The 14,228-nt window shown below is 67.0% G+C and carries 11 protein-coding genes and 1 pseudogene; 8 read left to right on the top strand and 4 right to left on the bottom strand.

The features are described from left to right. The 3 genes from RB628_RS36365 to RB628_RS42790 form a co-directional block, all read right to left on the bottom strand. Positions 1-223: type II toxin-antitoxin system VapB family antitoxin (locus tag RB628_RS36365; RefSeq protein ID WP_318324910.1), on the bottom strand; the 223-nt coding region annotated here is incomplete at its 3' end. 1,465 nt (positions 224-1,688) lie between these two features. After that, positions 1,689-2,027 (bottom strand): helix-turn-helix domain-containing protein, encoded by a 339-nt coding sequence (locus tag RB628_RS36360; RefSeq protein WP_079662454.1) that lies wholly within the window; start codon positions 2,025-2,027, stop codon positions 1,689-1,691. Continuing rightward, positions 2,024-2,260 carry a type II toxin-antitoxin system RelE/ParE family toxin gene (locus RB628_RS42790; protein ID WP_381264500.1) on the bottom strand — a complete coding sequence of 79 codons (237 nt, stop codon included), beginning with the start codon at positions 2,258-2,260 and terminating at the stop codon, positions 2,024-2,026. Before RB628_RS42790 ends, RB628_RS36360 begins: the two co-directional genes overlap by 4 nt. 427 nt (positions 2,261-2,687) lie before the next feature. Here RB628_RS42790 and RB628_RS36350 point away from each other — a divergent pair, with 427 nt between their 5' ends. From RB628_RS36350 to RB628_RS36315, 8 genes are all read left to right on the top strand, one after another. Beyond that, complete coding sequence (locus RB628_RS36350) at positions 2,688-3,671, top strand: helix-turn-helix transcriptional regulator (RefSeq protein ID WP_318324909.1); 984 nt, start codon at positions 2,688-2,690, stop codon at positions 3,669-3,671. 221 nt (positions 3,672-3,892) lie between these two features. Then, positions 3,893-4,522 (top strand): APC family permease, encoded by a 630-nt coding sequence (locus RB628_RS36345; protein WP_318324908.1) that lies wholly within the window; start codon positions 3,893-3,895, stop codon positions 4,520-4,522. Then, positions 4,447-5,271, top strand: a complete 825-nt coding sequence (locus RB628_RS36340; protein WP_318324907.1) for an APC family permease — start codon at positions 4,447-4,449, stop codon at positions 5,269-5,271. The genes RB628_RS36345 and RB628_RS36340 overlap by 76 nt, the downstream gene beginning before the upstream one ends. A gap of 184 nt (positions 5,272-5,455) precedes the next feature. Further along, positions 5,456-5,800, top strand: a complete 345-nt coding sequence (locus tag RB628_RS36335; RefSeq protein WP_318324906.1) for a hypothetical protein — start codon at positions 5,456-5,458, stop codon at positions 5,798-5,800. 18 nt (positions 5,801-5,818) lie between these two features. Next, positions 5,819-7,207 carry a N,N-dimethylformamidase beta subunit family domain-containing protein gene (locus RB628_RS36330; RefSeq protein WP_318324905.1) on the top strand — a complete coding sequence of 463 codons (1,389 nt, stop codon included), beginning with the start codon at positions 5,819-5,821 and terminating at the stop codon, positions 7,205-7,207. Positions 7,208-8,592: 1,385 nt separating this feature from the next. Beyond that, entirely contained in the window at positions 8,593-8,919 is a 327-nt protein-coding gene (locus RB628_RS36325) for a CU044_2847 family protein (RefSeq protein WP_266564994.1), read from the top strand. After that, on the top strand, positions 8,916-12,995 hold the full coding sequence (locus RB628_RS36320) for an AAA family ATPase (RefSeq protein ID WP_318324904.1): 4,080 nt from the start codon (positions 8,916-8,918) through the stop codon (positions 12,993-12,995). Before RB628_RS36325 ends, RB628_RS36320 begins: the two co-directional genes overlap by 4 nt. A gap of 317 nt (positions 12,996-13,312) precedes the next feature. Then, positions 13,313-13,957 (top strand): hypothetical protein, encoded by a 645-nt coding sequence (locus tag RB628_RS36315; protein ID WP_318324903.1) that lies wholly within the window; start codon positions 13,313-13,315, stop codon positions 13,955-13,957. Positions 13,958-14,024: 67 nt separating this feature from the next. Here RB628_RS36315 and RB628_RS36310 read toward each other — a convergent pair. Then, positions 14,025-14,228: pseudogene (locus RB628_RS36310) on the bottom strand (VapC toxin family PIN domain ribonuclease); the annotation flags it as partial.

Raw genomic sequence — 14,228 nt, 5'->3', positions numbered from 1 at the left:
CCTCGCGTCGCGCACGCTTCTCCGCGTCATGCGCCGCCGCGGCCTGCTCGAACTCGCCACGCGCACCTCGCGCGGCCAGCTTCTCCGCAGCCTCAAGCCTCTTGATCCGCGCCACATAGTCCCGAAGGGCCGCGTTGACGGTCTCCTTCTTCGTCGTGACACCCATGAGCCGCATGGCCTCGGCCAGCGCCTCGTCGTCGAGATCAATCTGCGTGACGGACACCGGACACCTCCAACATCCACGATGTATGCAAACAGCATACATCACCAACATTCGGCGACCACCGATCACGAGCAGACCGCTCCTGGGGAGCGCGCAGGATGTTGGGGGCACTCCCACCGGGCCGCTTCCCGCCACGGGACGGACCAGCGGGGCCTGCCCGACGCCGACACGAATTACCCCATAGCCGACACTCAACGCCGCGCCTACGCCATCCGTCTACGCACCCTCACCCAGCACAACAGCGAACCCGCCCCCGCAGAAGCACTCGATGCCTCTCCTTTTGCCCTGCCAGTCTGATCTCGCGCACCCCGATGACCCCGGCACACATGCACCGAACAACGAGACGCGAACGCCTCACGGATCTCCGCAACACCGCCGGAGTCGCACGTCCGGCCACCCCTGTGGACTCCCGCACGCCACCTCCAAGCCCGTCCACGGCGCCCTCAAGGCGGTGCCGATCACGACGAGGGCCGTATTGGCGACCAGCCCACCAAGTTGAGACGTCCCTCCCAGCGGATCGACAAAGATCGCGACGGCGGGCCTCAGGGGCGGTGGACGGGCATCGGAACACAGCCGGCTACCGGCAATCGGTAGTCCGCTGTCATCCGACCAGCTGAACGAGGCCCGCCGGCAACCGCCCGGCTACCTGCCCAACCGAAACCGTGAGGCCCTAAACCAGGAAGTCGACTACTCCAGGGGCCGTTTCCTCTTGGGGCAGTTCCTTGACGCCTACCCGCCATCGCCAGACGCGCTCCTTACGAGGCCACAGGCCCAGATGATCTCCACTTCGAACACGGAGACCCACGCAGACGGCTGGTCACAGGTCACCCCCTCCCGGACGTTTTCGCGATACCGGCGGCCTCAGGACGGCCTCAAACCATGGCGCCGTCGCAGCAAAGCCGACCAGAACCGGGCTCGCCAGGAGTGCGTTGGCGTGCATCTATGCAGGTCAGGGAAGCAACAGCCGACGGAGGCCACATCGGCTCGCGAAGACGCGAGCAGCGGATCCAGTCCGTCCAGGCAAAGTTGACGCCCCGACACCCAAAAACGAACGTTTCAGCAGGTCAGAGCCTGCGCAGGTGGGGCGGGTGGGACTCGAACCCACGGCCGACGGATTATGAGTCCTTTGAGGATCTTGGCGGCCCTTGCCGATCAATGCCGATTCACGCCGTTCTCGCAGGTCAGGCGTGTGCATCTCTGTCAGCCTTGCGCGGCCCTTGTCGGTTGGTTCCTGTCCTTGCGGTCCCTTTGTGGTCCCTACCCCTCCGCGAGAGACCTGCCGAATACGGAATCCTGGACGTCCCTCCAGCTCAATTGACGCGATAGAACCTTCGCGCAGCGGATTCTCTTACCAACGCGACGATGCTCCACCCCTGGCCCCGGGGCGGAGCATCGTCCCTGACGTCAAGAGGCGAGCTTGCCCACGGGACTGCGCATGAACCTGGGTCAAAGCCTGTCGATCGGGTCAGCCGAGGACGTAGGTCTCATCACCGAAGTCAGCGACGATCTTCAGCTTGCCGCCGAGCGCCTTGACGTAGGCAGCGAGGGTGTCGACCTCACTGCGCTCCAGTTGACCCTTCTCGATGCGCGATACGCGGGCCTGGGTGACACCCATGGCTTCGGCAACCTGCACCTGTGTCGTATGCTGCCGCTTCCGCAACTCGGCGAGGCGGTGCACACGGGAGGCCAGGACCATCGCCTGCGCCCCCTTCTGGATCTGGTCCTTTTCGGCATCGGTGAAAGCGAAATCCTCGGCCAGGTCTCCCCAGGAGACGGCCTGCGGGTCCTTGAGGTGATCAGTCATCGTGCCCCGTCCTCTCCATCGATTCGCTTCAGATGCTCCGCGTATGCCTGCTCCGCTTGGGGCACCGCGACGCGGTACCAGCCGGACCAGTTGCCCGCCTTGTCACCGCCGACCAGGATCACGGCCTGGCGGTCCGGGTCGAACACGAACAACAACCGCACTTCCGTGGCCCCTGCCGAGCCGGGGCGGAGCTCCTTGAGGTTAGACAGCGCCGAGCCCTTGATCGTGTCCACCAGAGGCCGACCCAGCGGGCCCTTCCTCCTGAAGGGCAGTGACAGCCTGGCTGACCTGAATCAGGGTGTCGCGGTCAGTACGGCGCAGGCCGTGAAGCCACGAAAGGGCTGGCTCGACTACGACGATCTTCCAAGCCATACATACGCCCCCATCTGCAATTTTATTACCCTGACAGCATACACCACTGAAGTCATATTGAGGGAGTGGTTCTCGCGGCAGGAACCGTCCGGACAGCAATGAAATCCGCGCATGGCTGGGTGACAGTCAGCAGCGTCGCCCACCCGCAGAGCAAGGTCGGCCGACTCCTCTCCTCAGGCGGTCACCGCGAGCGCGATGTGCAACCGCGACCGCAGCTCTCATCCTCAGAGCCCGAGAAGACGTTGCTATCGTGAGGTGGGGTAGCCCAGCTTCGAGAGGGATCCGCTGATGAAGCCATCCCACACCCGGGTCCTGGCCGAGGCTGCCTATGCAGCCGGAGCCCGTGACCGGCACGAGGCCGCGATGACGGTATTGAGGCTGCTCGAGCCGGTGACTCATCACGACGCCGGTGCCCTCTTGCTCTGGGACCCGGCGGCCCGTGCGCACCGCGTGCTCGCCGCGGTCACCTACGGCGATGAGACAGTTGCCGCACTGGGTGACCGTTATGCGGCGAGCGCGGAGAACCGGCCGGTCCGGGAGCGGCATCTGCCGATGCGGATCGACGACATGCCGGGTGACTACCGGCTGTCCCCGATGTACCGAGAGGTGCTCGGACCTGCCGGCTTCCAAGACGGCATGACCGCATGCCTCTCCTCTGGCGGCGGCGTGTACACGGGCATGCTGCATTTTTCCGCGGCGGCGCGCGGCGCGTTCCGGGATGACGCGGCCGAGCTCCTTGAGGCCCTGGCACCCGCGCTGGCTCAGATGTGCGACGTGGCTCGACGGCAGACCACCAGGTGTGCCATACCCGCGGAAGCGAACGCCACCTTGATCGACCATACCGGCCGTGCCTGGGCCGTCGAGTCGTGCGCCCCGGCGCGCGCGCCCACGCAGCCCGGTTTCACCGGCTTCCTGCATCGCTTCATGGCCTCGCCGCAGGTCGCCGCCACTGGGCTGCGGGCGTCGAGCGAAGGGTGGCTCGCGCTGCAGGTCCTGAAGGTGGCCGATCCGCTGGGACGGCCGGAACCGGCCGTACTGGTGCAGGAACTGCCGACGGCCAGCCTGCCCCATTCTCTCTCGCCGCGCGAGTACGACATCCTGAACGGGATGGCGGCGGGGTTCTCGAACCAACAGCTGGCATCGCAGCGAGACGTCGCCCTGCGCACGGTGACCACGCACGTGGAACGGATCCTCCACAAGATGGGACAGCCGTCGCGGGCCGGCGCGGTGGCGTCGGCGCTGCGTGAAGGCATTCTGTACCTGGACCGCTGACCGCCGCTGTCGGTAGGAATGCGTATTGAGGCGCAAGGTGGCCGAGGGCCATATTCGAGGTGAAGAGAAGCCCGCTCCAAAAGCGGTCCCCACCCGCCGAGCCGGCTGCTGCCGACCCCGTGTCCTACCCCGCTGTCGACGCCCACCGCGCCGACTGCCGACCGGGGCTCGTTCATCCCTCAGGAGGCCTGGCCTTGAACGCTCCAGAAGCTCCGCAGACAGTGTCCGAAAGACCCGGCGGCACAGATGGCGACCGCGACCGGCTGCACGAACTCGGTTACGAGCAGGAGCTCGCCCGCACGCTCAGCCTGGCCGACGTCGTCATATACGGCCTGATCTACATGGTGCCGCTCGCGCCCGTCGCGGTGTTCGGCGTCGTCTACAACATGTCTGCCGGCGCCGTCGCCGCGGTCTACACGGTCGCCGCGATCGCGATGCTGTTCAGTGCCATCAGCTACAAGGAGATGGCGGTCCGGTTCCCGGTGGCCGGCTCGGTCTACAGCTACGTGCGGATGGGCAGCAACCGCTTCCTCGGGTTTGTCTCCGGGTGGGCCATCCTGCTCGACTATCTGCTGCTGCCCGCGCTGCTGTGCGTCTTCGCTGCCAGCGCGATGACCGGAGTGGTGTCCTCGGTGCCCACCTGGATCTGGGTGGTGATCTTCGTCGCCGCGACCGCCCTGATCAACATCATGGGCATCAGTGTCACCGCGACGATGAACAAGATCTTCCTCTACATCCAGCTGGTCGTGCTGGCCGTGTCCTGGCCTGGGCAGCCGTGCTCATCCTCCAGGGCCGCGCCCATCTGTCGCTCAACCCGTTCGTCCCCGCCGACGGCGGCTCATGGTCACTGATCCTCGGTGCGGTTCCCGTCGCCGCGCTGAGCTACATCGGCTTCGACGCGATCTCGACACTGAACGAGGAGGCCGAGGGCGGCGGAAAGACCGTCTCCAGGGCCACCATGATCGTCCTCTACCAGGTGACCGCGCTGTTCGTCGTGCAGGTCTTCGTGGCGGGCATCCTGGTCCCGAGCGGGACGACCTTCGCCGACGGCGATGCGGTCAACAACGCCTTCTACAACGTGGTGGGCACGGCCATGGCGGGCTGGTTCAAGACGGTCCTCCTGCTGACCGCCGCCCTGATCGCGATCTTCGCCAACACCATCGCCTCCAACGCCACCTCAGCGCGCCTTGTCTTCAGCATGGCCCGCGACGGGCAGTTGCCGAAGTTCCTGTCGCGGGTCAGTGACAGGCACCAGGTCCCTCTGAACGCGATGATCTTCATCGCGCTCCTGTCGGTGGGAGTCGGCATCCTCGGCGTGGAACAGTCGGGACTGCTGATCACCCTGGTGACCTTCGGCGCGATCACCGCCTACGTCCTCCTCCACGTCAGTGTCTTCACCCACTTCGTCGTCCGAGGCCGCAGCCGCCGCTTCTTCGTCCACTGGGTCTCCCCGATCCTCGGCGCCGCGCTCCTCCTGGTCGCGCTGTGGAACGCGGATCCCCACGCCAAGATCGTCGGCTCGTGCTGGCTCGTCATCGGCCTCGGCGTGGCGGCGTACTTCAAGCTCACCGGCCGTTCGCTCGGCGACTCCGACGCCTGACCGCGCTCCCGCTCACCGCCGGGCGGCGCTCGGCCTCGGCCCGAGACACCGTCACCCTCAGGCGCAGGCCCAGCCGCCGCCCGGCGCTCGCGAGCCCCTTCACATAAGAAAGGCACCCTCCTGTGAGCCCATCGTCCTTGTCCCGCCGCACCGCAACGGTGTCCCAGCAGCAGGAGGTGAACTGATGCGCACCAGTGCAGACCGCTCGGCCGAGCTGCTCGAAGTGTTCCGTCTGCGTAGCGGAGAGCGCCTGCGCAAGGAGTGCACCGACGAGGTCGTCGCTGCCCATGACGCGGCTCCGCTGGGACCGCACGACGACCGCACGCAACGCGTGTTGCGGGCGCTGCGCAGCCTGCCCGTCTCGGGCAAGCACATCATCTTCTCCGAAGGCCCCGACGGCCCCTGGCGCGTGGCGCAGATCGTCCTGGGCATGCCGGGCAACCTGCTCCTGACCCAGCAGTCCTTCCAGGACTACGAAGACGCCATGCGGTACATCTTCACCGCGCGTGTCGCGGAACTGCAGAACTAGAAAGAAACGAGGAGGGTCATGCCACTCCCCAGCGGCCGCACGACGACCCAGAACGTCTTCGGCTACACCGACCGCTTCTCCGCACGTCCCGGCGAGCAACTGTCGTTCCACATCAGCTGTGCAGGCCCGCCGACCTACGACGCCGCCCTGGTGCGCCTGCGACACGGCTACGACGGGCAGGCGGGGCCGGGCTTCCTGGAGGCCGAGGTTCCCTCCACCATCGACGGGACATACCCGGGGCAGTACTACGCCTGCCAACCCGGCTCCTACGTCGAAGTCCCCGACCCCAACGGCCTGCTGGCGAACCCCGACGCGCTGGTCATCCGCGCCGCCGTCTTCCCGACGCTTCCGCGCGACAACCGCTCGGGGAGCCTGGGCGCCTACCGGGTCAGCCAGAGCTCGGTCGGCTTCACCGGCGAGCGCCAGGCGGTCATGGGCACCTGGGACGAGGCGACCATGACCGGCTGGGCCCTGCTGCTCGACGACGGCAAGCCGTCCTTCGTATGGAGCGAGGGCGGCCAGCGACGGACCCTCACCCTGGAACAGGAGCTGACGGCCCACCAGTGGTACCGGCTCGAAGTCGAACTGCCACGGTCTGCGGGGCAGATCACCCTGCGGCAGACCCCGCTGGAGCACTGCGCGGACCGGGTGTCACCGGCCGCCTCAGCCGCCGTACCCGAGCAAGCGAACGCAACCGCCTCGGCGGTCTGGACGGCTTCCTCGATGCCGTTCCGTATCGGCGCGCTTGCTCGCGCGGACGGTGACCGGCTGCTCGCGGCAACCGCGTTCAACGGGAAGATCGGCGGCATCCGTATCGAACGCGCCACCGCCGACGCCTCCACGGCGCGCGAGCCGGTGGCTGCCTGGCACTTCGGCCGCAGCCGACGCCCCGACGGGCTGTTGCTATGGGACGTGGCCGACGAAGGGCCGCACGCGCTGCACGGCCGCTGCACCAACGCGCCCGTCCGGGGCGTCACCGGGCCCGAGTTCCAAGGTGTGGTGGAGGACTTCCGGCTTGTGCCCGACGAGTTCGACGGCGAGAACGAGCTCCTGGGAGACTTCGGCATCATCGGTGGCGGCGCGGCCGGCTCCGAGATCGACTGTTGGAACCCTGCGCTCGGCTCGCCGCCCGGAACCCTGATCCTGGCCACCTCCGGGCCCTTCTCCGACAGCTACCTGCTGGTGACCGAGGAGATCTTCGAGATGCTCCCGGGGATGGGCGGAACCGAGCAGCCGGCAGTCCGCTCGGACATGGTCTACTGCGCGCTGGAGGGCGGCGGCGGATTCTTCTCGGTCGGATCCATCGCCTGGACCGGGTCGCTTTCCCACAACGGGTACGACAACAACATTGCGAGGATCACAGGCAACGTGCTGCGGCGCTTCCGCGATGAGAAGCCGCTGGAGTAGGCCACACCTGCTGTCGAAGGCGTCCCGCTCCGCCGGCGGAGCGGGACGGGAACGCCCCGGTGGTGGACGTCCGTGGTGTCTGCCGCCAGCGGACCGGGGCTGCCCGTGGCCGCGCATTGGCCGACGAACCTCACAATGCGGCAGCTCTCCCCGCTCTTCTCGGTACTCGACTGGCCGCGCTGTGGATAGCAGCCCATGCCGCGCAACCGGCTATCGGGACAACAAACGGGCTGTGGACACCGTCGGCCTGGACACGGCTGCACCGTCCCGGCCCCTGTCCGGCCCCTGGATCTTGGCATCGAGGCTCAGGTCAGCCGTCCGGACGGCAAGCGACAACCTCGAACACATACTCCGCCGCAGGTCAGACGGGTTGGAGCTCCCCCGACCACCACCGGACCCCAAACCCACGAGCAGCGGATTCAGTCCGTCCAGGCAAAGTTGACACTCCGACACCCAAAAATGAACGTTTCCGCAGGTCAAAGGCCTGCCGAAGTGGGGCGGGTGGGACTCGAACCCACGGCCGACGGATTATGAGTCCTTTGAGAATCTTGGCGACTCTTGTCGATCACTGCCAATCTTGGCCGTTTTCCCAGGTCAGGCGAGTTTCGGTACCTCACTCCTCCTCGGCCCTTGTCTGTCTTTTCCGATCCTTGTGTCCAACCTGCGTCCCGAACGCGTCCCGGAAGGACAAGCCAAACTGGGCGCGAGACGATCACCCCAGCTCGGGCGTGGGCCTCAAACCGCCAACAGCGGATTCGCCTTCCGGCGTAGGTGGGCCCCGCCCCGTCCTTTGCCGGGATGACAGTCGATCTCGCGGCTAGGAACGACTGTCATCCCAAGGGTCGCGACTGCCATCCTGCGCCACTGTTCCAAGCTGTATTGCGCTGTCTGAGTGTCAGAGTGATCGGGGCCAAGGATCCGTACCTCATCCTTGAGCAGCTCTCCGAGAGCCTTCACTGCGGCGGTCGGATTTCCTACCAGTCCTTGCATCACCGCGAGATCGTGGCGAGTGGTCAGGAGATCGGGATGGTCCGGTCCAGGACTCATCCGTCCTGTTCGCTCGTGCCCCCTGTGCAGTCGGTCCCCTCTGAGCCGTTTCCAGAACGGGCCGTCTCCCCTGCGCTCAGCTCGGGCCGCGGCAGCACGCCTGTGATCCAGACGTTGCGCAGCACTCACGCACAGCGCCACAAAGGCAACGACATCCCCCTGGCAGCCGACCTGAGAAGCTGCCGAAAGCGGACATGTACGAACGTGGAGGGCAGTTGGAGTACGCCTGATCGGGGGCTCAGGCTCGACGGCGGGCCGACCCCCTCCCACGATTCGCCCAGAGGTCGGCCCGAAGGGCACAATGCCAGTCAACCGAGCGGCAGACAGGGGGAGTTAGCGTGTCAACACGGCAGGTCTCTTACGCACTTGACGACGAGACCGTGGTGCGATTCGAGATCGAGGAGACGGACACCTTCCGACCGGTGGGGGCGGAGGAAGTGGTAGGCAGGGTCCGCGAAGCCGTGCGGCCAGCCGTGGAGGCCGCACGCGCTGTCCTGGACCAAGTGCGGGAGGTGCGCCCCGCCGAGGTGGAGGTCAAGTTCGGTGTGAAGGCGACCGGGACTGCGCAGTGGTTGGTGGCCAAGGCCGCCACCGAGGCGAACTTCGAGATCACCCTGGTCTGGCGACCGGGCGAGACTTCGAACGCGGCCCCCGACAGCCCGTGAACGCGTCCTCGGTCACCGGTCCGCGCCCGGGCAACGACCCTTGGGTCGCGGCGGTGCACGCCGACGAGTACGACAACCTTCCCTTGGGATCCGGGTTCCTCATCGACAGCCGGCGCGTGATGACCTGTGCCCATGTCGCCTGTCCCTCGTGGGACAAGGGAGCCGCTCTGTGGGTGGCCTTTCCCAAGTCCGACCAACTCATGGACCGGCGGCTACGGGTGAGTGAGGTGATCGCCCCGAACCCGAAAAGTAAGCGACACACACAGGACGTCGCGATCCTGGTGCTCGCAGACAGCGTTACCGGCGAGTCGGCGGCACCTTTGCGTCGTCCCACCGCAGGAGACCTCGTGGGCGAGCCCTGGTGGTCCTTCGGTTTCCCCGACGACGTCTTCGGCAGTTCCTCCGACGGAGAGGTAGGAGAGAAGCTGGCTCACGGCTGGATCCGGCTGGACACCGCCTCGCGGTATTTGGTGCGCCCCGGCTACAGCGGCGCCGCCCTGTGGTCGCCGACCTATCAGGCAGTGGTCGGGATGGTGGGCCAGGCGAACAGCCGTGGCGACGCCCTTGCGCTGACGCTGTTCCAGGCGGACAAGTGCCTTCCTGACGAGAAGTTGTCCGCCCTGGCGGAGTGGTCGGCTCAAGACGCAGGTGAAGGCGCACTCGCCGCCTGGGGCTGGACCCTGGAGGACGACCCCGAGGCCGGGCGGCACTGGAAGCCGCGGGCGCGCGGCGTCAGCACGGACGCGGAGCGGGGTTTCCGGTTTCGCGGTCGCACCGCGGCCCTGACCAAGATCGTCGAGTGGACCACCGTCGATGAGGCGCCCAGGCATGTACTGGTGGTCACAGGATCCCCCGGGGTGGGAAAGTCGGCCGTGCTCGGGCGGATCGTGACGTCCGCCGACACCGCCATCGCTGCGACTCTGCCCCAGGCGGACGACGCCGTACGCGCCCCTCTGGGTTCGGTGTCCTGCGCCGTCCATGCCAAGGGAAAGATCGCGCTCGAAGTCGCCCGTGAGATTGCCCGCGCCGCATCTGCGGCGATTCCGCAAGCTGTGGGCGATCTCGCTCCCAGCCTGCGTGCGGCGCTCACCGATGCCTCAGGGGCACCCTTCACCATCGTCATCGACGCGCTCGACGAGGCCACCAGCGCCAAGCAGGCTCGGATTATCGCCCGCCAGATCGCCGTTCCCCTCGCCGAAACATGCGCGGACCTGCACGTACGCGTCATCGTCGGCAGCAGGCGCCGAGATGATGAGGGAGACCTGCTCGCCGCCTTCGGTGATGCCGCACGCGTGATCGACCTGGACAACCCCGCCTACTTCGAGGAAGCCGATCTCGCGGCGTACGCGCAGGCAACACTGCAACTGCTCGGTGATGAGAGACCGGGCAACCCCTACGCCGACGACCGTGTGGCCCGCCCCGTCGCTGCCCGCATCGCCCGGTTGGCCGATGGCAACTTCCTGGTGGCGGGACTGACCTCACGTACCCGCGGATTACGTGACACAGTCGCGGCGGCCCCGGCGGACATCTCGTTCAACCCCACGGTGGCCGCGGCGCTGCACGAATACCTGGCACGGCTGCCCTCGATCGACGGCATTGCCGCGGAAACGGTACTCACTGCGCTCGCCTACGCCGAAGCCCCGGGCCTACCGCTCGCCCTCTGGAGCGTCGCAATCACGGCGCTGCACGGCACCTGCCCGACGGAGAACCATCTGCGCGCGTTCGCGCGTTCCGCGGCGGCCAACTTCCTGATCGAGACTGGTGTCAACGACCAGAACGCCGGGGTCTTCCGTCTCTTCCACCAGGCACTCGACGACGCGCTCAAGCAGCCCCGCGTTGAAAACGGAGCCGCGGAGGAAGACGAGCGGGCTCTCGCTCGCGCCTTCATCGCCCACGGACAGACCAGCGGCTGGGAGAACGCACCTGCGTACCTCCTGCGTTCGCTGCCGCGGCACGCGCTGCATGGCCGGGTCGTGGACGAACTGCTCGCCGACATGACATACCCCCTCCACGCCGACCTGCGCCGGCTGATCCCCGTGGTGGGGCCAGCGCAGACACCCGAGGGGCAAGGAACTGCGCTGATTCTGCGTCAGACGCCTCTGGCCATCGTTGCCGGGCCTACGGAGCGTGCGGCGCTGTTCAGCGTCACCGAAGCCCAGGAAGGGCTCGGCCGTACCTATCAGGAGCACGCGGCCGACAGCCTCTATCGGGCCGCGTGGGCGCTGGTCACTCCGCAGGCAGAGGAGGCGGTCCTTGAGGGGCACACGGAAGAAGTCCGTGCCGTGGGCGGCCTCGTCGTCAAGGGACGTTCCGTGCTCGCCAGCGCGGCCGAGGACGGCACTCTGCGTCTGTGGGATCCGGTTCTGGCCCGGGTGACACGAGTCCTGCAGCCTCAATTCGGCGGGGTCAGGTCGCTGTGGAACTGCACAATCGACAATCGCCCGCACCTGGCCCTCGGCACCGGAGACGTGGTGCGCTTGTGGGATCCGGCGGCAGGGACCGGTGCCGGGCAACTTCTTGCTCTAACGGGACATGACAGCACCGTGTACGACCTCTGCCAACTTCAGGCCGGGGACAGTACCTATCTGGCCACCGCCAGTGCGGACAAGACCGTACGTCTCTGGGATCCCGCGACTGGAGATTGCGTACGGGTGATCACGGGGCACACCGACTGGGTCAACGCCGTGTGCAGCATCCCGTCGCCCCACGGTGACCTGCTCGTCTCGGCCGGCGTCGACGCGACTGCGCACCTCTGGAACCCGCTCTCCAGTGAGACACCGATGCGCGTGCTGACCGGGCACAAAGACGCGATCAACGCCGTGTGCGCGATCGAGGTCGGCGGTCACGTACTGCTGGCCACTGGCAGCTCGGATGCGACCGTACGGCTATGGGACCCCGTGACAGGAGAATCCGTGCGTGCCCTCAGTCGCCGTGCGGAGCCGGTGCTCAGGCTGTGCCCGCTGGTGGTGGAAGGGCAGTCGCTGCTCGCCTACACGACAGGCGATGCCATACAGCTGTGGGATGCCGCTTCTGACGACTCCGTCGTCACCCTGCGTGGGCACAGCGACGATATCGGAGCACTGTGCACGCTCCCCGTTCACGAACGTACGTTCCTCGCGAGCGGTGGCCTCGATCACACGGTGCGCCTCTGGGACCCGGCAAGGGCGCAGGTCAAGGAAGCTCATTGCGTTCACGCGGTGTGCGCGGTGTCCGTGGACGGACGCACGGTCCTGGTGACCGGCGGCGATGACGGAGTGCAGGTGCGAGACGTTGTCACAGGCCAAGCCGAACGGTCTTTGGATGGCCCGAGCGACTGCGTGCGTGCCCTGTGTCCACTGGTCGTCGACGGTCGCACCCTCGTGGCCGCTGCCGACGATGACCATTCCGTCGTTCTGTGGGACCTGGGATCCGCGGATGTGTTCGGAGAGTACCGGGTACACACGGCTGCTGTTCACGCCATCTGCTCTCTGACGGTAGCCGGACGCACGCTCCTCGCCAGTGCTGGCGCCGACTGCACCGTGCTCGTGTGGGATCCCGAAACGACGGAGACCGTCCACACCCTGCGGCATCCCTACGGCGTGTACGGGGTGTGCGCCGTCGATGTCGACGGAGTTCAACTTCTGGCTTCTGCCAGCGGTGGGCCTGACGGCCAGGTTCAGCTGTGGGATCCCACAACTGGCGAACGTGTCGGACACAAATGGCGCGCCTCGACGGCGGTTCTCGCCATGTGCTCCTTGCGCATCGGCAAACAATCGGTCATCGCCGCCGCGACAATTGACGGCGAGACTTGGCTCTGGGATGCCGCCACTGGGCAATGTGTCCACGACCCCGAGGAGCCCGGCCTGCGCCATACCAGCGCGATCAACGCCCTTTGCGCCGTCGAACACGCTGGTCGCACGCTCCTGGTCACTGCGAGCAGCGACAGGACGGTGTGCCTGTGGGACCCGGCCACCGCGACGCGGGTCATGGAGGCCCCCGTCCGCCACGTGGCCCTGGGGGTGGCCTGGTTCGAGGGACTACTTGTCGTAGGCCTCGACCGAGGGCTGCAGGCCCTCACCTTCAAACTGCCGTCCTGACCTCGGAGGCTCCCGATCACTGAGTCCTCTGGAAACCAGTAGGTCGCAGCCCGGAGGGCCAAGGACAGGACACGTGCCAAGGACTGGTCGAGGAGGGCTTCCTGGACCGGGCCGAAGAGGTGGCGGGTCCTCGCCACCTGCTCCTCGCCGGACAGAGCTAGCAGGTGAAGTACATCGACTGGTCCCAGCGGCGGTGCTTCGTCGAACCGGTCGACGGCGGCGAGAAGGCGCGCTGGGGAGGAGCAGGTTCCGGCCGGGATCGCGTCCCGCCGAGTGGTGTAGCCGATCAAGGCGTCGGAATCTGCAGGTCGGTGGCGGTGGCTCCGCCCGTTGGGGTATTCAACTCGCCTCAGCAGGACGCCTCGTGGACCGCCGCTTCTCCGGGGATCAGCAGGGGCCTCGTACCGGAACGCGCAACGCTTGATCCCCTACACCACGACGCGGGACACGACCCCGGCCGGACCGCCTCGTACGAACTGACTCGCGCGGCACGGGAAGTGCTCCTCTGCGCCGACCCACCGGTCGCCCTCACCGGGCGCGCCAAGACCGCGCTCACCCAGGCACGCGAGAGCAGCTCGGAACTGGTCCACTCCGACGGGACGGTGGTCGTAAGGGGCGGGCGCGACACCAGTGTGCGCTGGTGGACCTGGGCTGGCTACCGGGCCAACGCCACCCTGGCCGCCACGCTCACCACGATCGCCGATCCCCTCCAGAGGCCAACAGACACCTGCATCCGACTTCGGGAGGACGCGACGCCCGCAGAATGGAGGAAGGTCGTTTCGGAGGCCGCCGATCAGCTGTGCCTTCCGGCAGTGGATGCGCGTGCGCTGAACGGCCTCAAGTTCAACGCCGCACTGCCGACCCGGCTCGCGGAGGCCACCCTTGCCGCACGGATCGGGGATCTGGACGGTGCGGCGGCCGCGCTCAGAGGACCGACCAGGTTCACAGTTCTGGGGCAATGACTTGGGGTGTCGATCATCGAGAGGCCAAGAGACCGGCAGACCGACAGCATGAACCGGCTCTAGAAGATCAGGCTCGTACGTCCCGCTGCTGAACTTCCTTGAGCACTCCGGCCACCGTCGCGAAGTCGTTGTCCACGTGGAGGACGGTGTGCCCGTGGTGTACAGCTGTCGCACACACCAACAGATCGATCGCTCCAGCCGCGCGATGCTGGCCCTGCTGGGTCAGTTTGTACTGGGCGGTGTCGACCCAACGCCAGGCGTTCTTCGGAAC

This window comes from Streptomyces sp. ADMS, from assembly GCF_033441795.1.
In the GTDB taxonomy this organism is placed as follows: domain Bacteria; phylum Actinomycetota; class Actinomycetes; order Streptomycetales; family Streptomycetaceae; genus Streptomyces.
This window is presented reverse-complemented; position numbering and strand designations above follow the sequence as displayed.